20 protein-coding genes are annotated in these 19,958 nt (G+C 66.4%); 5 read left to right on the forward strand and 15 right to left on the reverse strand.

The window, feature by feature from the left end; translation table 11 throughout:
• The first annotated feature begins 166 nt into the window (after positions 1-166).
• Positions 167-1,258, forward strand: coding sequence for a PAS domain-containing protein (locus tag ACYQOP_RS17450; protein ID WP_461223258.1), 1,092 nt, complete (start codon positions 167-169; stop codon positions 1,256-1,258).
• Positions 1,259-1,324: 66 nt separating this feature from the next.
• Here the strand turns inward: ACYQOP_RS17450 and ACYQOP_RS17455 are convergent, their stop codons facing one another.
• Positions 1,325-3,409 (reverse strand): hypothetical protein, encoded by a 2,085-nt coding sequence (locus ACYQOP_RS17455; RefSeq protein WP_461223260.1) that lies wholly within the window; start codon positions 3,407-3,409, stop codon positions 1,325-1,327.
• A gap of 337 nt (positions 3,410-3,746) precedes the next feature.
• Positions 3,747-5,300: a glycosyltransferase family 61 protein gene (locus ACYQOP_RS17460; RefSeq protein WP_461223261.1), complete on the reverse strand. Its 1,554-nt coding sequence runs from the start codon at positions 5,298-5,300 to the stop codon at positions 3,747-3,749.
• Between the two features lie 264 nt (positions 5,301-5,564).
• Here ACYQOP_RS17460 and ACYQOP_RS17465 point away from each other — a divergent pair, with 264 nt between their 5' ends.
• The gene (locus ACYQOP_RS17465) at positions 5,565-5,975 is read left to right on the forward strand and encodes a penta-EF hand family protein (RefSeq protein ID WP_461223263.1); all 411 of its coding nucleotides are present in this window, start codon (positions 5,565-5,567) and stop codon (positions 5,973-5,975) included.
• Positions 5,976-6,555: 580 nt separating this feature from the next.
• Positions 6,556-6,789, forward strand: coding sequence for a GcrA family cell cycle regulator (locus tag ACYQOP_RS17470; RefSeq protein WP_018043414.1), 234 nt, complete (start codon positions 6,556-6,558; stop codon positions 6,787-6,789).
• Positions 6,790-6,911: 122 nt separating this feature from the next.
• Here ACYQOP_RS17470 and ACYQOP_RS17475 read toward each other — a convergent pair whose 3' ends face one another.
• Positions 6,912-7,547, reverse strand: coding sequence for a hypothetical protein (locus ACYQOP_RS17475; protein WP_461223264.1), 636 nt, complete (start codon positions 7,545-7,547; stop codon positions 6,912-6,914).
• A gap of 417 nt (positions 7,548-7,964) precedes the next feature.
• On the opposite strand from ACYQOP_RS17475, the gene ACYQOP_RS17480 reads away from it, so the two are divergent.
• Entirely contained in the window at positions 7,965-8,504 is a 540-nt protein-coding gene (locus tag ACYQOP_RS17480; RefSeq protein WP_056427325.1) for a superoxide dismutase family protein, read from the forward strand.
• Between the two features lie 113 nt (positions 8,505-8,617).
• On the opposite strand, the gene dxs is transcribed toward ACYQOP_RS17480, so the two are convergent.
• The 6 genes from dxs to ygfZ form a co-directional block, all read right to left on the reverse strand.
• Positions 8,618-10,603, reverse strand: a complete 1,986-nt coding sequence (gene dxs, locus ACYQOP_RS17485; RefSeq protein WP_461223266.1) for a 1-deoxy-D-xylulose-5-phosphate synthase — start codon at positions 10,601-10,603, stop codon at positions 8,618-8,620.
• Positions 10,604-10,700: 97 nt separating this feature from the next.
• Complete coding sequence (locus ACYQOP_RS17490) at positions 10,701-10,985, reverse strand: exodeoxyribonuclease VII small subunit (protein ID WP_419952592.1); 285 nt, start codon at positions 10,983-10,985, stop codon at positions 10,701-10,703.
• Between the two features lie 160 nt (positions 10,986-11,145).
• Positions 11,146-11,658 (reverse strand): tyrosine phosphatase family protein, encoded by a 513-nt coding sequence (locus ACYQOP_RS17495; RefSeq protein WP_461223268.1) that lies wholly within the window; start codon positions 11,656-11,658, stop codon positions 11,146-11,148.
• Positions 11,658-12,221 (reverse strand): HD domain-containing protein, encoded by a 564-nt coding sequence (locus ACYQOP_RS17500; protein ID WP_461225363.1) that lies wholly within the window; start codon positions 12,219-12,221, stop codon positions 11,658-11,660. Before ACYQOP_RS17500 ends, ACYQOP_RS17495 begins: the two co-directional genes overlap by 1 nt.
• Before the next feature lie 26 nt (positions 12,222-12,247).
• Positions 12,248-12,868 carry a DNA-3-methyladenine glycosylase I gene (locus tag ACYQOP_RS17505; RefSeq protein WP_461223270.1) on the reverse strand — a complete coding sequence of 207 codons (621 nt, stop codon included), beginning with the start codon at positions 12,866-12,868 and terminating at the stop codon, positions 12,248-12,250.
• Positions 12,869-13,156: 288 nt separating this feature from the next.
• The gene (ygfZ, locus tag ACYQOP_RS17510) at positions 13,157-14,008 is read right to left on the reverse strand and encodes a CAF17-like 4Fe-4S cluster assembly/insertion protein YgfZ (RefSeq protein WP_461223272.1); all 852 of its coding nucleotides are present in this window, start codon (positions 14,006-14,008) and stop codon (positions 13,157-13,159) included.
• 151 nt (positions 14,009-14,159) lie between these two features.
• Between ygfZ and ACYQOP_RS17515 the strand changes: the two genes are divergently transcribed.
• The gene (locus ACYQOP_RS17515) at positions 14,160-15,494 is read left to right on the forward strand and encodes a dihydroorotase (RefSeq protein WP_461223274.1); all 1,335 of its coding nucleotides are present in this window, start codon (positions 14,160-14,162) and stop codon (positions 15,492-15,494) included.
• A gap of 121 nt (positions 15,495-15,615) precedes the next feature.
• Here the strand turns inward: ACYQOP_RS17515 and ACYQOP_RS17520 are convergent, their stop codons facing one another.
• From ACYQOP_RS17520 to pdxH, 6 genes are all read right to left on the reverse strand, one after another.
• On the reverse strand, positions 15,616-15,870 hold the full coding sequence (locus ACYQOP_RS17520; RefSeq protein WP_056424475.1) for a hypothetical protein: 255 nt from the start codon (positions 15,868-15,870) through the stop codon (positions 15,616-15,618).
• A 167-nt stretch (positions 15,871-16,037) separates the two neighbouring features.
• On the reverse strand, positions 16,038-16,442 hold the full coding sequence (locus ACYQOP_RS17525; protein ID WP_311275289.1) for a TIGR02301 family protein: 405 nt from the start codon (positions 16,440-16,442) through the stop codon (positions 16,038-16,040).
• A gap of 143 nt (positions 16,443-16,585) precedes the next feature.
• Positions 16,586-17,071 carry an NUDIX hydrolase gene (locus ACYQOP_RS17530; RefSeq protein WP_207412056.1) on the reverse strand — a complete coding sequence of 162 codons (486 nt, stop codon included), beginning with the start codon at positions 17,069-17,071 and terminating at the stop codon, positions 16,586-16,588.
• 13 nt (positions 17,072-17,084) lie between these two features.
• Positions 17,085-18,248, reverse strand: coding sequence for a hypothetical protein (locus tag ACYQOP_RS17535; protein WP_461223276.1), 1,164 nt, complete (start codon positions 18,246-18,248; stop codon positions 17,085-17,087).
• Positions 18,241-18,963, reverse strand: a complete 723-nt coding sequence (locus tag ACYQOP_RS17540; protein WP_056423904.1) for an SDR family NAD(P)-dependent oxidoreductase — start codon at positions 18,961-18,963, stop codon at positions 18,241-18,243. The genes ACYQOP_RS17535 and ACYQOP_RS17540 overlap by 8 nt, the downstream gene beginning before the upstream one ends.
• 210 nt (positions 18,964-19,173) lie before the next feature.
• Positions 19,174-19,839: a pyridoxamine 5'-phosphate oxidase gene (gene pdxH / locus ACYQOP_RS17545; RefSeq protein WP_461223278.1), complete on the reverse strand. Its 666-nt coding sequence runs from the start codon at positions 19,837-19,839 to the stop codon at positions 19,174-19,176.
• Positions 19,840-19,958 lie beyond the last annotated feature (119 nt).

Raw genomic sequence — 19,958 nt, forward strand, 5'->3', positions numbered from 1 at the left:
ATGTGAATGCGACGAGTCCCCGCAAAAGCAACTACAGGAAAATCCCTTTATCCCCTCTTCATTGGGTTGTGTTGCGCGCAAAAAACACGCAACGACATATTCTCCAAGCATATCCTGGAACAAATTCATTCCCGTAAGGCGGCATATTGGCCGAGGAGAAAGTAGCATGTCGCCACGGTCGCCGATGGATCCATCCGGACGGTCGGATGGCGCATCGCGCCGTGTCCCGTCTCGCCGCCTGCTGAAGCTCCTGGACAACGCCACGGATATCGCTTTCTGGTCGGCCGATCTCGAAGAACTCGGCATCCATGGTTCGATCGGGCTTCACCGGGTTCTCGGCCTGCCCCCCTCTGTCGCCCTGAGCTTCGGCGTCGTCGAGGCCATGATGCATCCCGATGACCGGGCCGCGCATACGGACATGCTGACCGTTCTCCGCAATGGCCGGCCTCTCAAGCGCGAGTTCCGCATCATCCGGCCGGACCAGACACTGCGTTGGATTGCCAGCCATGCGGAGGTTGTGCATGGCCCCGGCAATCGCCCGAGCCAAGCCATCGGCGTCGTCGAGGATGTGACCGACCAGTACGACGCGAAACACTCCGCCGAACAAGGATACGATCGCTTCAAGGCCCTGCTCTCGGCTACCGCCGCCGTGGTCTGGATCGTCAGCCCCGACGGCAAGTCGATCGACATGCCGCTCTGGGAAGAGCTCACCGGACAGCGACACGAGCAGTTCCAGGGGCTTGGCTGGCTCGACGTGCTTCATTCCAACGACAGGGAGCGCACGAACTTCGCTTGGCGCACGGCCCTCAGCCACGACACGGCCTATAACACCGACTATCGGATCCTTTGTGTCGACGGGATCTATCGCTGGTTCAACGCCCGTGGCGTGCCGATCATGAACCGAGACGGCTCAGTGAAGGAATGGGTCGGCGTGTGCCTGAGCGTCCCAGGACAGAGCCGATTCCAGGCAGCTTCGTCGACAACGGAAGCACGCGGCCCCGCGAGCGATATCGGTCGCGGCGGCGGGGAGATCACGTCCGCACAGGTTCGGGCCGCCCGCGGGATGACCGGCCTGTCGAAGGACGAGCTGGCGCGACGCGCGAGCGTCTCAGTCTCGACCATCGTGCGGATCGAAGATCCCGACGCCACGATCCGCCCGAGACGTGATACGATTCAGGCGGTGCGTCAGGTACTCGAACAGGCCGGCGTCGTCTTCACCTTCGATCCAGGGCACAAACCCGGCGTGCGAGAGGCGTAAGGCTGGACCTCGTCGAGTCTGATCGGTGTATCAGGTTCACCGATATGGGATCGAGATCGCCTTCACTCATGCGCTCGCGTCGCTGGAGGCGGGCTGCCTGAATCGTTGCTTCAGCCGCTTGCCGAGTTCCCCCCTGCGCGCAATCGAGGCGAGACGGATCGCGCGATCGAGCTCGGCAGAGGAGACCTCGTTGATCCGATCCGCCAATGCCATCATGCGCTCGTCATCGGCAAAGGCGAGTTCGCAGCGATAGAGCAGGATCAGCACGCGTCCGTTCCGTGGGTCGATATGAAGCGCCCGTGAGAGAACTTGAGATGCCTCGCCGGCGGCGCCGTAGCGTAACAGTCGGTCACCCGCCTCCAGCATAAGGCCGAGATCCCCACCCGACACATGGGCGACGGCACGCCACGCGGCCAGGATGGATTCCTCGTCCCCCGTCGATTCGAGGGCCTTGGCAGCCAGCCGCCGGACCCCGCCCTGGTTGTTCGTCATCAGCACGGAGATGTAGGAGCTGAGCCGATCCTCGTTCTTCTCCTCCTCGGCGAGACGGCCGAGAGTCTTCCAGGGCTCTTCCAACTCCGCATCCGTCTGGCACGCGCGTAGGATCAGGTCGCCGCCGCGCTCGCGGTCCCCCTTGATGAGGGCGATTTCGCCGAAGAGCCATATGCCTGTGGCGCTGTCCGCGTCCCGCCGGAACTCAGCCTCGGCGATCTCGGCCATGGCAGCGACATCCTGCAGTTTCATGGCGCGCCGGATCCGCACCGGAAGCGCTTCCTCGACCTGCGCTTCCAGTAGGGCAGGCGCGCCATTCTCGTCGATCAGCTTCGCCTCCAAACGGCGCGCCCGCTGGGCGAGGCGGATCGCCCGTTCGATCTCTTCCGGGCAGACCGTCATCATGAGAACCACCAGATCGGCCAACCGCTCGTTGTCGGAGAACAGCAATTCGCTGCGGTAGAGCATCACCAAGATGCGTCCATTGGTCGGATCGGCCGCAAAGGCTGCCTCGAAGATCCGTGCCGCATCCTCCCCCGCTCCCGCGCGGAGCAGGCGGTCTCCGGCCTCGATCTGGATGTTCACATCACCCTGAGCCGCCACCGCGACCTGACGCCATGCTTCGACGGCCGCTTCGTCGGTGCCGGTCTGCTCGATGATTTTAGCGGCTATCCGCTTGATCCGGCCTTTACCGTTGGTCATCAGCACGCTGGCCAGGAGCTTGAGCCGCTCCTCGTCCTGTTCGTCTTCGGCGATTCGCGCCAACGCCTTCCACGGCTCCTCGAAAGAGGGGCTGGCCTGACAGGCACGTAGGATCAAGTCGATGCCACGTCGACGCTCTCCGCGCGACAGGGCGAGTTCCCCATACAGCCAGATCGCCGTTGTACTGTCCGGATCACCCTCCATCTCGGATGCGGCGATGGAGGCCACCATCGGCCAATCCTCGAGCTTCAGAGCGCGACGGATCCGTGCCAGCAAAGTCTCTGCGGCATCGACGTCGGGCCTGTTGAGGTCGACTAGCCTCATGTATTCGTGGATGGCCCGCTGAGCGTTAGAGTAGAGGACGATCTTGTCGCTCTGCACCACGCCGACGATGTCGCAAAATTCCCGCACCAGCTTGACGTTCGACGAGATGACGATGAAGCCGCTCGCGGCCGAGCGCTGCTTAACAACGCTGGCGAAACGGTCGGTGAACTCGGCCGTCTGCGGAATGATGTCCCCATCGACGAAATACGTCTCGTAGGGCAGTCCATAAGACAGGGCATACCGGAAGGAGAGGGCGATATCGGCAGGCACCTGCTTGTAGGGCACGTCCATGAAAGCGTCGATATTGGCCACGAACGCGACGAACTTGATAAGGCTCGTCGGCTCGATCCGGTGCATCTTGGCGGCGAATACGCAGTTCCGCCTCAACGTGTGTTGAACCACGATTCCTGCCATCCGGCCCACGGGGCTCGAAATCTCCGCCTCGCGCCGGATTTTGCCGATGCTGGGCGCCCGCACCCCCATGATGAGGTCGCTGAAAGCACGGCGCTCGATTTTCGAAGCGCAGAGAATCCCGACACGCCGGTTCGTCGGGATGACCCCGGTGAGGCCGCACAGAACCGCGTGCGACCGCGACTGAAGCGACCTGAGCCAGACGTTCTCCAAGATCAGCATGAAACATCTCGTACGGAGAGCGATAGGCACCGTTTCACCGCACGTGTCGCCGGTCGCGCGCTCAATCCCGATCTCCCAATCCGAAATCTAAAACCGCGTCACGCGAGGAGGCAACATCATGCCTTCATCCATCATGCGTCGACAGAGACCGAGCCGAATTTCCCGGCCCGACCTTCCTTGGCGAACAAGCCCCAATCCCGGCCCTGACGTCGATCCGGCGTGTTTGTCACGAACGACGGTCCTGCTGCAACGACATGGCAGGAATGAGGGCCCTCGGTCGTCGGCTCATGTCCAACAATCACGTGATTCGCTCGTTTTCCCGTCGCTATCGGCCCAGTCATATCACCCGGGAACGGTCGCCGACGGGATGCGCCAGGGCCGAGAGGCCCGTACCGCTTATCCCTCCATCGAGAAAATCGAGAAAGGCCGGAGTATCCACGGTCCAGCTGTCCATGGCGCCGAGATGGGGCTCCAACCAGCCTCGATAGCGGTGTCCCATCACGAGGCTGAGCCGGGCGAAGTTCAGACGCAGGAAGTAAGTGCCGTCCTGCACCGGCACCATCTCCGTAATCTGCGCTCCCGGTTGCGCGAAGAGGATATGCGCCAAGCCCGCACCATGGGGAGCGACGATCCGCGTCGCCGACGATACGGTGAAAACCTGCTGCCACAGCGGCATGGTTCCGAGGGTGATGCCCGCGTATCCTCGCTTCGCGATCTGCGCCTCGAGTTCGGCCTCGTTCCTCATGACGCGCCGGCCCGAGTCGCGGCGAGAGATGTAGATCGCGTCGCAAGCACTCACCATCTCCCGAGCGGCGATGGCCCTGGCGGCCTGCTTCACCCGTTCGATGACCGGCGCCACCTGGTCCCAGTAGGTGAAGCCCTGCATGCCGCTGCGGGCGATCAGCAATCGCTCGACGAAGACCGCTTCCCCCACACCGACCACAGCATGGGAAAGGCCGGCCAATTGCAGCGTCTCCCTCTCGAAGGAAGGGGCCTGGTCGCTGAGGAGGATTGCCGCCTCCGGCGCCCCGTCCTCGAGCATCCAGGAGAAGAGCGGGAGGCGGTCAACCAGCCAATGATAGATGCCGCGTGTGGCTTTGATGGCGAAGAAACCCGTCGTGATACGGGGGGCGTCCTCGCGTGACAGGCGAGGGATGGGAGACCCCTTCGAGACGACGACGCTGCCGTCTTCCTTCCAGATCTGGCCGTTCCGGTCCACGAACACATCCCGGTGTTCGATGATTTCGGGCGGCTTCGCCCGGGCGGTCTTTTGTCGGAAACTCTCGATATCCGCCGCAATCCGCACCGCGTGTCGCGGCGGGGTGCGCTCGCTCGACACGATCTCGACGGTGCCCTGAACCTGTCGCCCGGACCCGGAGAACGGAAAACGAATCGCTGTCGACATCGCCATTGCGGCGCTGGCCGTGGCACCGGGAGCAGGGGGGCTGGCCTTCGCCATGGCCGCCTTGATCTCGGACCGCAGGGCCGGATCCTTGGTATGGGGGAGAAACGATTTCGCCTGCTGCGCAAATCGCGGCTCGGCCATCACCGATGAGTCGGCCAGGAAGACCGCCCAGGCGGACGACGCCTCGCCGACCAGCAGGAACCTCTGGCTCACCGCATAACGGTCTCGCTTCGGCCATTCCGCACGAAGGGACTCCTGCTCGGCCCAACGGAGCGCCTCCACGTCTCGCATCTCGCCAGCGGCGCGAATGAACATGCCCATCATCGCGGGGCTGTTCTTGAGCCGGTTCGCCTTACGCGCCCAGGTCAGGATCGTCGTCCAATCGCCGCGTTCGAAAGCCGCCTCGAAATCCCGGTACTTGAACCCACGCCCTCCGAGGACGGTCCAACGCCAGACGCGTCTCAGCAGACGACGACCGCTTTCCATGACGGGCCGAAACATAGCGATCGATCACATCCTTTGTCGTTGAACTACGGCACCGCCTCTTCAGGTTGAAGAAGGAAAAGACCGAGATCGCGCGGGCGGGGATCGCCGGACGGACGCTCCCATGTCAATCCAGTTCGTCCAAAGCGACGGATCGGCCATCCACAGCTGGCCTACAAACGAGCTGCTGCCCTGCAACAGGACACCTTCGCATCTGCGAAGGCGTGTGATAGTGCCACTATGCTGATTAACTTAGGAGCTTTACGCATGATTGCACGTTCCAAACTTCCTATTTTCCTTGCCATCGCCGCCCTGGCCGTCCCCGTCGCTCTCGCCACTCCGGCCTCCGCCAAGGGCAACAAGATCATCTCGATGATCGACACCGACAATGACGACACGATCGACCTGAAGGAAGTCCAAGCTGTCGCAAGTGCCAAGTTCGACGCCCTCGAAGGCGATAAGGACGGCACCCTCGACGCCAAGGAACTGAAGGGCCGCGGCGGCAAGAAGGCGATCGCCGAAGCCGATCCGGACAATGACGGCACCCTCGACAAGAAAGAATATCTCGCTCTCGTCGAGTCCCGCTTCAAGGCGGCTGATCCGGACAACGACGGCACCCTCGATGCCGCCGAACTGAAGACCCCGGCCGGCAAGGCCTTGGTCAAGCTGCTCAAGTAAGCAGGCGGCTCACCCTCGCGACGAGCCGCTAGCCAAGTCTTACGGCGTCGATAGAACGACCAGACCCCATGCACCGGCTCGAACCGGCGCATGGGGTTTTTGTCTTGCCGTTCCGGAACCGCAGACAGCTTGGGACATCTGCCGCCGGAACGATCCCGTCAGGCCATCGACCCGGTACCACGAAGCGACTCGAACGGGTCGAGCACCTATGCTACCGGCGAATCACTCGGCGTCTTCGAGCCTATCGCGGCCGACTCACGTTGCCGGAATTCCCCGAATCGAAAGAGACAGAGTGCTAAAAAGCCCAACCCTCGTCCGCTGAACGCGCAGAAATGCACGAATTCCTGTGCGCTGCAGCACCTTGGTGCACAGAGACTTGTTTAAGGGCGAAAGATCCCTAGATACAACGACATCATGACAGCGTCGTATCGTGACTTTCCAGAAGTCACGGGGCGGATCGGAAGGAACTGGAGCACGAATCGTGTTCCGGAACCGAAGAAACGTTCGCGCGGCGGATTTCAATCCGGTCCCATCGGGCGTGCGCCCGCCAGAGACGCAGAACCCTGCGAGTACGTTTTACATGAATCAGCTCGTTCGCCTGTCACAGATCGGCGATGCAGACGCCATTGCCGAGCCATCGGCTGAACTGCGTGTCCCCTTCGCGCAGTCGGGTGCCTTCGTGTGTAAGTTCATCATCGGCGAGCCTAACGATCGCGCGGTGTGCTGTGGAGCGCCTGCGCCGGATGGCAAAAGCTGGTGTGCCTTCCACCGTCGCATCGTGTTCGAGCCGGCCCGCCCCGGGCGGCTTCGCTAACGCGCCACTCATTCCGCGTAGATCTCAGGCCTCGCTGGCATTCCCGGCGGGGCTTTTTGCGTGAGCGTCACCGGACGCGCCCATACGCAGCGAAAGTCTCAGCGACCTAGTTTGGTCAGGGATCAATCCTCGGGATCGTCCTGATCCTCTGGCTCGCGGAGGGTCTCCAGGGGCCGTCCGCGAAGAGTACGAAGATCGCTGCCACGGACGACGAGATATCCCGCTTCCCGTGCCTGGCGCAGACGGGCCGCCCGGTAATCCGTCACTTCGTCCTCCCTGCGGTGATAGGCAGGAGCCTCGTCCGGGACATAGCCGTAGCGATAGGCTGGCGCCTCCTCCCGTGACGGCTGAAAGGCCCGGACGGTCCAGGCGCGGTCTCCTGTGGATCGGTGGGTGGGAGCCCGGACGGCCGTGCGTCGGATCGACTGGCGGTCGGTGGGAGCGATGCGGCGCGCGACCTTGGGTGCGGATGCCTTCCTGCTCACTTGCCGATGAGCCACCGCGTCGCGACGGCTGCCGGCAAGCTGTCTCGCGCGAGTCGGCGCGTTTCCCTTACGAACCTCCTGCGGCTTACCCTCCTCGCGGGCGGCGACAGGCGAGGGAGTGGCCTTACGATCGGGCGGGTCGGTCCATGCTCGCCCGGTGGGAGGGGGCGACGCATCCTGAGCGAGAACGGGATCGACCGGGGACATGGCCCAGATCGCCAGCAGGCCGAGCGCTGCAACGATCGTCGAAACCCGATGAATCCGCACTGGCATCGACGTTCTCCAGGCTGGTGCCGAGAGATCGGACGCATATCGGCGATCCACCTCTGCACGCGCCGCCCGGCAATCGGAGGCGGACAGCGGCGAGAGCTTAACGAAAGCTTACGATGCCGTCCACGATGCTATGTTAACCGACCGCCGATGGGGAGATCGACCTATGCAGGGCGGCGCGGCGGCGTCACTGCGCCCGACCTGTCGCGCGGCCATAGTCCGCCCTACGCTGTGCAAACGGAGCATGGCCGCCCGCACCATGCCCACCGCGACCGGTTGCCGTCCGGGGTCTGCCGACACACATGGCTAACGACTCGAAAGCGAAGGCGTCGCCGCTCCAGCGATCGTCCTCGGCTACGGTCGGCCGGGATTTTCCCTGTATCGCTCCACAATCACCCCGGCGTGGAGAGGAGAAACGCCATGAGACGATTCCTGTCGGTCCTCGCCCTGCTGGGCAGCGTCGCGCCAGTCCTCGCACAGGCCCCGGCCCCCGCCACGCAGAATGCCGCGCCGCAGACCTATGAGAGCAAGGTCGTCAACGGGAAGGGTGAACCGATCGGTACGGCCACGATCCGCGACGGAGCGAGCGCGCTGGTGCTACGCTTGGCGATCCAGCCCGGTGGGCTGCCTCCCGGCTGGCACGGCATCCACTTCCACGCCGTGGCGGATTGCTCGGACATGGAGAAATTCGAGAAGTCGAAGGCCCATGTGAACCACGACCAGAGCAAGCACGGCCTGCTCAATCCGGAAGGACCGGATGAGGGTGACCTGCCGAACGTCTATGCCAATGCCGATGGCTCGGTGAATGCCGAAGTCTCGAGCGAGACGCCACTCACGGGCGAAGGCGGCCTCAAGGATGCCGACGGCTCGGCGTTGATCATCCACGCCAATGAGGACGACCATACGAGCCAGCCCATCGGTGGCGCCGGCGCCCGCATCGCCTGTTCGGTGATCAAGTAACCCGTCATCGCATCCCCGGCCCGAAGCCGGGAGGGGATGCGAGCGCAGAGGGCGACATCACGATCGCCGCGACAGCGGGGCCGTGATGTCCGCCCCGGTTCAGTAACGGTCGGTCAGCGTTGGGCCTTGCCGATGCTGACGAGCTTGGCGCCGGCCCGTGCCTTCTGCTCGGGCAGGGTGGCCTGAACGGTGCGGACGATGCTGTCCGCGTCGAGGCCGGCCTCGGCATACATGGTGTCGGGGCTGTTGTGGTCCTGGTAGGTGTCCGGCAGCGTCAGCGTCCGTACCCGTACCCGGCCCGCATCGAGCGCGCCCTTCTCCGATAGGAGATGCAGCACCATAGCCCCGAAACCGCCCACCGACCCCTCTTCCAGGGTGATCAGAACCTCGTGGCTCGCCGCCAGATCCAGGATCATCGCCTCGTCGAGCGGCTTGGCGAAGCGCGCATCCGCCACCGTCACGGCGATCCCCGCCGTCTCGAGCAGGTCGGCCGCCTTCAAGGCTTCGCCCAGACGCGTGCCCAGGCTCAGCAGCGCCACCCGCGCGCCCTCGGGACGCCGCACGATCCGGCCCTTGCCGATCGGCAGCGGCACGCCGCGCTCGGGCAGGTCGACACCGACCCCCTCGCCGCGCGGATAGCGCAGCGCGATCGGGCCGCTGTCATGGGCATGCTGGGTCGCCACCATGTGGACCAGCTCGGCCTCGTCGGAGGCCGCCATCACCGTCATGTTCGGCAGGCAACAGAGATAGGCGAGATCGAACGCGCCCGCATGGGTCGCCCCGTCCGCACCCACCAGACCCGCCCGGTCGAGGCAGAACCGCACGGGCAGGTTCTGCAAAGCCACATCGTGCACGACCTGATCGTAGGCCCGCTGCAGGAAGGTCGAGTAGATCGCCACGAACGGCTTGTAGCCCTCCGTCGCCAGACCGCCCGCGAACGTCACCGCATGCTGCTCGGCGATGCCCACATCGAAGGTCCGGTCCGGATGCGCCTTGCCGAACAGGTCGATCCCGGTGCCGCCCGGCATCGCCGCGGTGATCGCCACCACCTTGTCGTCGGCATCCGCCGCCTTGATCAGGCTCTCGCCGAAGACCCGCGTATAGGCCGGCGCGTTCGGCTTGGCCTTGGCCTGCACGCCCGACAGGACGTCGAACTTCACCACGCCATGATAGCGGTCGGCACTGGCCTCGGCCGGGGCGTAGCCCTTGCCCTTCTGGGTCACGACATGGAGCAGGATCGGGCCCTGGTCCGAGTCGCGCACGTTCTTCAGGATCGGCAGGAGATGGTCGAGGTTGTGCCCGTCGACGGGGCCGACATAGTGGAAGCCCATCTCCTCGAACATCGTGCCGCCGCCCACCACCAGCGAGCGGGCATATTCCTCCGCCGCCGCGGCGCGCTGGTAGATCGCCTTCGGCAGCAGCTTGCCGAGCTGCTTGGCCGTCTCGCGCAGGCCGCGATAGGTCCCGCCCGAAGCGAGCCGGGCGAAATAGGCCGACATCGCCCCCACCGGCGGGGCGATCGACATGTCGTTGTCGTTCAGGATCACGATCAGCCGCGAATGCAGCGCGCCGGCATTGTTCATCGCCTCGTAGGCCATGCCCGCCGACATCGAGCCGTCGCCGATCACCGCCACCATGTTGCGGCGCTTCGGAGCGGGGTGGCCCTTGGCCTTGGCCGTCGACTCGTCGAGATCGCGGCCCACCGCCATGCCGAGCGCCGCCGAGATCGAGGTCGAGGAATGCGCCGCCCCGAACGGGTCGTAGACACTCTCCGACCGCTTGGTGAAGCCCGACAGCCCGCCCGGCTGGCGCAGCGTCCGGATCCGGTCCCGCCGCCCCGTCAGGATCTTGTGCGGGTAGGCCTGGTGCCCGACATCCCACACGATCCGGTCGTCGGGCGTGTCGAACACGTGATGCAGCGCCACCGTCAGCTCGACCACGCCGAGCCCCGACCCGAGGTGACCGCCCGTCACCGACACCGCGTCGATCATCTCCAGACGCACAGCGTCCGCCACCGCCTGAAGCTGGCTCTCGGGAAGCGCGCGAAGAGCAGACGTCTCGTCAAGCCCGTCGAGGATCGAGGTTTCTATCCGTGACACCGAAGCAACCTCACGCCCGGAGGGAAGACATGCGCGCAAACTCTTGCGGCAGATGAATATTTTCGAAAGAGCCACAGATCATCACGACCTCCTGGGCTCAGCCGACATCGAGGGGAGCGACCCCCGCCGCGCGCCCATCGGGCCCCAGCGTGATCGTCTGGATCCGCGCCTCGGCCTTCCGCAGCAGGCCTTCGCAATGCCGCTTCAGGGCCTCGCCGCGCTCGTAGATCGTAACCGACTCGTCCAGGGGCACATCGCCCTTCTCGAGCCGACGTACGATCTCCTCGAGCTGTTCGAGCGCCTTCTCGAACGGCAGATCGAGCCCCTCACCGGACGCATTCGAATCGGTTGTCGCCGCCACGGCGGATCGCGCTGCGGTCATCCCAAGCTACCCCTCATTGTGCCGGTCTAAGCCTGCGCCCGCCCGCCCGACAAGCCCAAGGGGGCGTCAGCTGCTCTATCGGCGTGCAGTTCGTCAAGGGTGGCGTCGTTTCGGCCACACTCGATTCGGCACAATTCTAAGCTGGGCCGAGGCCTGTTCTTCACCCCAACGTGAGAACGAACGGGGTTCCCTCGAACGCATCCGCGCCCCGCCCGATCCCGGCGATGGCGGCCGACATCCGTCCCTCGCGCGCCAGTAGCCGGTCGGCGATGTCCACGAACAGGGCGTTGGGCGTCGCCGAAGGCGATGCGGCGCGCAGAGCAAGGGCGATCTCGGCCTCGTCCCGCTCCGGCGCAAGGGCGCAGGCGGCGATATAGGCCGCTGCCGTGGAGCGGCTGATCCCGGCATAGCAGTGGATCAGCAGCGGACGCTCCCGATCCCATGAAGCGGCGAAATCGAGGATTCGACGCACATGAACCTCGCCCGGAAGGACATGCCCGTCGAGGGGGGCGACGATATCGCTGACTTCGACCACGCAGTGGCGCCCGTCGGCGATGCTGTCCGGCCGGTCGATCGCGGTGCCGACCTTCATCAGCGTCATCAGATGGTTCGCCCCGATGCGTTCGAGGGTCTGGGGCAGTTGTGACAGGGGGCAGACGTGAATGTCCGGCATCAGAAACCGTGGCTAAGAGACTGAAAACGATCGAGGAACCGGGATTGAGCCTCGGCGATGGGCCACGGCTCGATCAAGGCCAGCGCCTCAGGCCCCGTTTCGTCGGGGTGGCCGAAGATGGTACCGGCTTCCTCCTCGGAAAAGCCGGCAAGGCGTGTGGCCTCGAGATAGGCCGCGACCGCATCGGCACGCTTGACGAGGCGAACCTCTTCCTCCGTGGGTTCCGCCAAGCCGAAGCGCCGGCGGATCGCCGCCATCAGGCGCAACTCCACGCTCTTGTAGGACGGGCCGATCGCCGCCTTGAACGGCGAGATGATGTCACCGATCACGTATTCCGGGGCGTCGTGCAGCAGGAATTCGAGACGCTGCATCCGGCTCCGGCCGGGCGCCAGATCCGCCCCGAGAGCCTCGACCAGCAAGGCGTGCTGGGCCACGGAAAACGCGTGCGGTCCGGCGGTCTGGCCGTTCCAGCGGGCGACGCGGGCGAGACCGTGGGCGATGTCGGCGATCTCGATATCCTGCGGCGAGGGGTCGAGGAGATCGAGGCGCCGGCCCGACAACATCCGCTGCCAGGCGCGGGGGGCGGTGCTCACCGATCCACCCCCATGGCGGCGCAGGGAGCCTGTCGATGGCAGCCCATCAGATGGTCGTTCACCATGCCCACCGCCTGCATGAAGGCATGCACGATGGTGGGGCCGCAGAAGCTGAACCCTTCTTTCTTGAGGGCGCGGGAGATGGTACGCGAGACCTCTGTCTCGGTGGCGATGCCGGCCCGGTCCGTCGCCCGGCCCTGGATCGGCCTGCCCTCGACGAAGTCCCACAGGAAGCGCGAGAAGCCGGGGCCGCGCTCCTCGATGGCGAGAAAGGCGCGGGCGCCCGCGATGGTCCCGACGATCTTGGCGCGGTTCCGGATGATCCCGGTATCCTGCATCAGCCGCTCGATATCGGCTTGTGTGAACCGTGCGATGGCCTCCGGCTCGAACCCGGCGAAGGCCCGGCGGAAGCCCTCGCGCCGCCGCAGGATGGTGATCCAGGACAGTCCGGCCTGGAACCCGTCGAGGATCAGTTTTTCGTACAGCGCCCGGCCGTCACGCTCGGGCACGCCCCATTCGGTGTCGTGATACGCGACGTAGACCGGGTCGAGCCCGGCCCACCAGCAGCGCGGGCAGCCGTCGGGGTGGTGGATCAGGCCTGTGGAATCGTCTGACATGGGATTGAGCGTAATCGGAACGGATCAAGAACACCAGATGGGCCGAGAACGCCGGGAGGCCAGGTCGTCGTCAGGAGCGATCAAGTGAGCATTCCCTCTCCCCGCACGCGGGGAGAGGGCCGCGACGACCCCGTCGTCGGCGCGGCGAGGCGGCAGCCGAAAGTGAGGGGGCTCGGTCCAAGGAGCCTCTTCCGAAATCGGCCCCTCACCGTCGCTCCGGCTTCGCCTCCACTCACCGAAGGCACGGCGGGGAGAGGCGCACTCACTAGGTGTCGTTGTCGCCACCGATCACCCAGCCGGCGCCACCTCCGGGAAGGCGAAGGTGGCGAAGGAGGGTTTCTCGACGCCGAGGATCGCCGCACCGGCGCGCACCGGCTCACCGGCGGCGACCGCATCGGCGAGGCGGTCGAGACGGAGCATGGCGAGGCCGCGCGCTCCCGACACGCTCCCGATCGTGCCGAGCCCCCGCGCTCCCGCAGTCACCTCCGCGCCGGAGGTCACGGCCTCCCCGTCGCGGGAGATCACCGGAACGATGCGGGTGCGGGCCGTGCCGCGATGCTGCATGCGCGACACGACTTCCTGGCCGACATAGCAACCCTTCTTGAAATCGACACCGCCGAGTTGGTCCATCAGCGCCTCGTGCGGGAAGGCATCGCCATAGGTGAAGTCGCGTCCGCCCTCGGGGATGCCGAGGGCAATGCGGTGGGCGTGGTAATCCGCCTCCGTGGCATCGGCCGAGAACGCACCCTCGGCAAAGACGAGGCGCTCGCCCAACGCCGCGAGGCGTCCGTCGCGCAGGCGCTCGGTCTCGGAGGTTGTCTCCGCTCCATCCCAGGCGGCGGCGAGCCCCAGGGTCGGATCGACGGCGATCGTCACCTTGGCGCGCAGGCGGTAGAGCGTGAGGCGCTTGGCCAGGGCCGGGGCCTGATCGGCCGGGCAATCCAGGCGGAAGCCGTCGCCGGAGCGCCAGATCAGGAAATCGAACAGGATCTTGCCCTGCGGGGTCAGCAGCCCGCCGAGCCGCGCCTCACCCGGTTCGAGGGTCTCGATATTGCAGGTCACCACGCCCTGGAGGAAGCTCATAGCATCCTCGCCCGCGATGGCGATGACGGCGCGGTCCGGCAGCAGGGCAATCGGCATGACAACTCCTCGACATTCTCCCGCGAAGTCCTCGGCGCGCCAACGTGAAGCTGCGCCGCGAGCCCATCCGCGAGGTACGACGTTGCGCGCCGCACGAGGCTGACATAAGCCGCCGCCACCCGCGTCTCAACGCCGTTCAGGAGCGACCCCGATGGACCAGCCCTTCGATCTCCTCCTCACCGGCGGCACGATCGTCAATCACGACGGCGAGCACGCTGCCGATCTCGGCATCAGGAACGGGCGCGTTGCCGCGATCGGCGACCTGAGCCGGGCCGAGGGTGAGCGCCAGGATTGCACCGGCCTGCACCTGCTGCCGGGTGTCATCGACAGCCAGGTCCATTTCCGCGAGCCGGGCCTCGACCACAAGGAAGATCTCGAATCGGGGTCCCGCGCGGCGGTGATGGGCGGCGTGACCGCCGTGTTCGAGATGCCCAACACCAACCCGCTGACCACCAGCGCCGAGACCCTCGCCGACAAGGTGGCGCGCGGGCACCACCGCATGCATTGCGACTTCGCCTTCTGGGTCGGCGGGACCCACGAGAACGCCCATGAGGTCGCCACCCTCGAGCGCCTGCCGGGCGCGGCGGGGATCAAGGTCTTCGTCGGCTCCTCCACGGGAGCGCTCCTGGTCGAGGACGATGCCGGCGTCACGGAGATCCTGAAGCGCACCCGGCGCCGGGCCGCGTTCCATGCCGAGGACGAACCCATGCTGCGCGTGCGCAAGGGCCTGCGGGTGCCGGGAGATCCGTCCTCCCACCCGGTCTGGCGCTCGCCCGAGGCCGCGCTGAAGGCGACGCAGCGTCTGGTGCGGATCGCGCGGGAGACGGGTGCCCGCATCCACATCCTGCACATCTCCACGGCGGAGGAGATGGTGTTTCTCGCCGACCATAAGGACGTGGCCAGCGTCGAGGTGACGCCGCACCACCTCACCCTCGACGGGACCGAGGCCTATGCCCGCCTCGGCACCCTGGTGCAGATGAACCCGCCCGTGCGTGACGCTGCTCACCGCGACGGGATCTGGCGCGGGCTGGCGCAGGGCGTCGCCGACATCCTCGGCTCGGACCACGCGCCGCACCTGCTGGAGGAGAAGGCCAAGCCCTATCCGGATTCTCCTTCCGGCATGACCGGCGTCCAGACGCTGGTCCCGATCATGCTCGACCACGTCGCCAACGGACGGCTGTCCCTCGCCCGCTTCGTCGACATGACCAGCGCCGGTCCGAAGCGCCTGTTCGGCATCAGCCGCAAGGGCCGGCTCTCGGCGGGCTACGATGCCGACGTGACGGTGGTGGACCTCAAGCGCCGCGAGACCATCCGCAACCCATGGATCGCGTCCAAATGTGGCTGGACCCCTTATGACGGCGTCACCGTCACCGGCTGGCCGGTGGGCACGATCGTGCGGGGAAAGCGGGTGATGTGGCAGGGCGAGCTCGTCGGGCCCTCGAGCGGCGAAGCAGTGGTGTTCGACGAGGCCCTGCCGACGAGGTGAGGCCCACGCTCCAAGGCCGACCCGGCCCATAAACGCATCGAGCCGCCCGGACATGCCCGAGCGGCTCGTTTTTGATCATAGGCTCATCGTCAATGGGCCAGGTGCGGCCCCGTAGCGTGTCTCAATGCTGCGGAGCGGTGGTGAAGGCGCCGCCGCGGATGCGCTCGGGAAAGCCCTCGGCATAGCGCGCCGTGGCATCCTCGCCATAGGTCATCACCAGTTCCTGGAACGCGGCGAACAGGGCCGCCTGCGCCATGCAATCACCGTCGAGACCGTCGAGACAGCCTTCCGCGAACGCTTCCGAGACATAGCCGAGGGCTACGCGCTTGTCGTCGAGATCGGCCTCGAAGGGCGCGGGGGCGGTGTCGATCTGCATGGCGATAACATCGGTTGCGCCGAAGAATGGCTCGGCGGATGACCGAAACATAGGCTGAGCTTCGCGCGTCGGGAAGCCAAGAATTGCGAAGCGGTTAACGCCGGCGCTCGAATACGACGAATTTCCTTCAGCCTTGCGCCCTGTATCCCAAGCGCAACATCTCCGCCTCATCCCCCGAAACGGCTGGCCAGGGCGTGCGAAAGCCGTTCCCCTTCAGCGACATAGCGGGACGCAGCCTCGGTCGCCGAAGGCGTGCAGGCCCGGTAGGTGAGGGAGTAACCGCGATACCCTCGGTTATACGCCCCGGCGAGGCGGTCCCGCCGGCCGGGCGTCACTCCCTCGGCCTCCATTAACGCCTTCATCCGTGTCGGCCATTCGGCGGCGTCCGGTGCCGCGCACAGGCTGCGCAGGAAGGAGAGGGAGCCGATGATCTCGGAGAGCCGCATCAGGTCCCGGTCGTAGGGAGCGGGCGGCGGCTCGGCGGGGGCAGGGGGCTCCTTGTCCTTCTCGGGGGCCTTCTGCGCGGGTCGCCCTGGGTTGGCGCGCTGCTGAGCCGAAGCGAGATCGGGCATGCCCACCGCGAGGGCGGCGAACAGCAGCACAGGCGACAGGCATCGCCTCACCCACGACACAGCCACGCCCCGTCCTCCGTCGCCCCGAACCTCGTCCGTCAGGCTTACACCGTTTCCCGGCCAAGACGAGGCGCGCGTCGGCCTCATCGTGATTCCGCTTGGCCGCCGAAGCCTGCGACCTGCGCAAAGGCCTCGTCCACCGTGTCCCGCAATCCCGGCGTGGTGGCGAGATCCGCGAGCTCCTCGGGAAGAGCCCAGCGCACGCCGAGAGCTTCGGGACCGGGAGCCGGCTCGCCGCTTGCCCAGAGGGCGGCATGGGGATGGACGACGTAATGATGGCGCACGCGTCCGTCCTCGCCCTTCAGGATGATTTCCGTGGGGGTCAGGGAGCGAACGACCACGGCCGAGACGCCGACCTCTTCGCTCAGTTCGCGCAGGGCGGCCTGCGCCAGGGTCTCACCGGGCTCCACCAGCCCGCCGGGAAGCGTCCAGACTCCGCGAAGGGGCTCGTTGGCCCTGGCGGCCAGCAAGACCCGTCCGTCGCGGATGACGGCGATGGACGCGCCGACAAAGGGACGTGTCGGGAAAAGTCGCCCCTCTGAGCCGTCCTCGCTCGCTGTATCGCTCATGAGGCTCGCCGATTCACGGTTGCGGAGAGATGAGCGCGACCCGGCCGTCGGCAAGGCCGACGAGCAGGCGCGTGCGGGTGCCTTGGCCGATGGCGGCAACGCCAAAGGCGGCAAGGCCGGGCAGGGGAACGCGCTTGACCTCGCGGATGCCGTCCTTCAACGACAGGATCGCCAGGGCGCTCCGATCCGCCACCGGCACAGCGAGTTCCGGGACGCCATCCCCATCGGCATCGACAAGGGCCGACAGATCGGCCCCGCCCTCGCCTGGGGACAGGGTGGTGTAGCCTGGTGCCTCTCCGATCAGGCGAAGGGCTCCACCCTCATAGGCCCAAAGCTGGAGTATGCCGGCCCCGTCCGGAGCCGCCACGGCGACGATACGGGGCTGTCCGGCTTTCGACACGTCGCCGATCGCCGCGAGGGTCAGCGCCTGCCCGCCCGCTCCCGGCTCCTGGACGGGACTTCGGGCAAGGACGGTCCAGGCCTCGTCGGCTTCCGCCGGGGGCTTGCTTACTGCTGCTGCGGTCTTGCCCACGATGGCCAAAGCCGATCCGCCGCTTTGTGCGGTCACCGCGACGACGACTGGCCTACCATCGACGAGGGCGGCAATCGGTCGGCGCAGGGCGAAGGCCGCCCCGGCCCCGGCGGCGACGGCGGTGGTCACGATGGGCACGGGCTTCGGGTCGGCGCTCATTCCCACCGGCTGGCGCTCGCGGATGGTGAGCGTGGCCGCGCGTTCGGGCTCGCTGGCATTGGGACGGACGGAATCGGACAGGTAGGCACTGACCGCACCGAGGGTCGCGCGCCGGGTGCCGGGAATGGCGCCGCGCGGCGTCTCGGAAGCGATGAGGCCGTCGATGGCCTCGACACCGAGCAGGGTTGTGGCGACCTTGCCGTCGGCGAGGGTCAGCGCCGCACCGCCCTCGTCGCCCCACAGGACGGCCAGCGGCACATCTTCCACCACCTCGCCCTTCAATCCCTTGGGACGGGCAAGGGGAAGGAGGCCAGAGGTCGCCACCGCAAGGGACACCTCGCTGCCGGGGCCGCGCATGGCACGCGCCCTGAACGGCAGGTCGAGGATCGTCACCACCGGGTCGGCTCGGACCGGCTGCGGGCTCAGGGACGAAGCGACGAGAAGGGAAACCGCGAGGAGCGCCCAGCGCGCACCTCGCTCAGACATGCTGGCCGCCGTTGATGTGCAACTCGGCGCCGTTCACGTAGGACGAGGCCTCCGTGCAGAGGAAGTAGATCGCCTTGGCCACCTCGTCGGGCGTGCCGAGGCGCCGCTGCGGGATGCCGGCCACGATCTTGTCGGTGCCGGGCGAAAGGATCGCCGTGTCGATCTCGCCGGGCGAGATCGCGTTCACCCGCACACCGAGGGGCCCGAAATCGCTGGCCATCTCGCGGGTCAGGCCGGCGAGCGCCGCCTTCGACGTGCCGTAGGCCGCACCGGCGAACGGATGGACGCGGGAGCCCGCGATCGAGGTGACGTTGACGATGGAACCCTTGGCGCGGGTGAGTTCCTGGCAGAGGCCGCGCGCCAGGAGCAGAGGGGCGAAGACGTTGACTTGAAAGACCTTGCGCCAGTCGCCGAATTCCGTGGCGATGGCGCCGAGGCGCTCGCCATTGGCGCCCTTGGGCGAGATGCCGGCATTGTTGACCAGGGCATGGAGCAGGCCGCCCTCATCCGCCAAGCGTCCGGCCACTTCGGCGACGCCGCGCATCGTATCCTCCGGGTCGGAGAGATCGACCTGGAGGTGATCCTCCGGCCCCATCTCCCACGGACAATTCTCCGGGAAGGCGTGACGCGAACAGGTGATCACCCGCCATCCGGCCGCAGAAAACCGCTTGACCGTGGCGTGGCCGATTCCGCGGCTTGCGCCCGTCAGCAGCATGACGCGGCGGCGTTCATTGCTCGATATGGCCAAAGCCGTTCCTCAGGATTCGGAGGCGGTGGACAGCCGAGATCATCCCGCCGTGCCATGCCAAGGTCTAAGCCGCGGCGGCCGGGAAATCCAGGGTCGATCCCGCGTCGCAGCAAGACTGGAATCGCTCCAGGAAACTCTTACCGCGAGGGAGCCTGTCTGGCGGCGGAACTCCGGCCCTCAGGGATAGAGCCTCGCCCCATTCCAGCCGCTGCCGTCCCTGGTGAAGCGGACGCGGTCATGGAGGCGGTAGGGGCCGTCCTGCCAGAACTCGATCGAAACCGGGGCGATGCGGAACCCGGTCCAGTTCTCCGGGCGCGGCACCGGCTGGTCCTCGTAGCGGGCCGACAGGGCGGCAACCTCCGCTTCCAGAGTAGCACGGTCCGTAAGGGGGCGTGACTGGCGGCTGGCATGGGCGCCAAGTCGGCTCTCGCGGCGGCGGCTCGCGAAATAGGCATCCGCCTCCTCGAGCGACACATGGCTCACCGGACCCCGCGCGCGCACTTGGCGGCGCAGACTCTTCCAATGCAGGACCAGGGCAGCCTGCGGGTTCTGCGCCAGCTCCTCGCCCTTGGCCGAGTCGACATTGGTATAGAAGACGAAGCCGCGCTCATCGACGCCCTTCAGCAGCACCATCCGTACGTCCGGCAGCCCGTCGGAGCCGGCCGTGGCGAGGGCCATGGCGTTGGGATCCTCGGGCTCCGCGCGTTCGGCCTCGCCCATCCAAGTGGCGAACAATGCCCAGGGGTCTGTGGACAGCGTGAAGTCTCCAGCGGCCCCGAGGGGGGACGAGGGGGGTGAGACAATGCCGGACGGGGCCGGCTCATCGATCCTTAACCGATCCAAGGCGTAATCCTGTGAGTGAGATCCGGGTCGGGGGCACCGACGTGGGACACGATTTGTCGTCGTTCAAGTCACGTCGTGAGAACAGGTGTAATGCGTCGGAGCGAGAGTAAAGCCCTACC

Source organism: Methylobacterium sp. CM6247, from assembly GCF_054817925.1.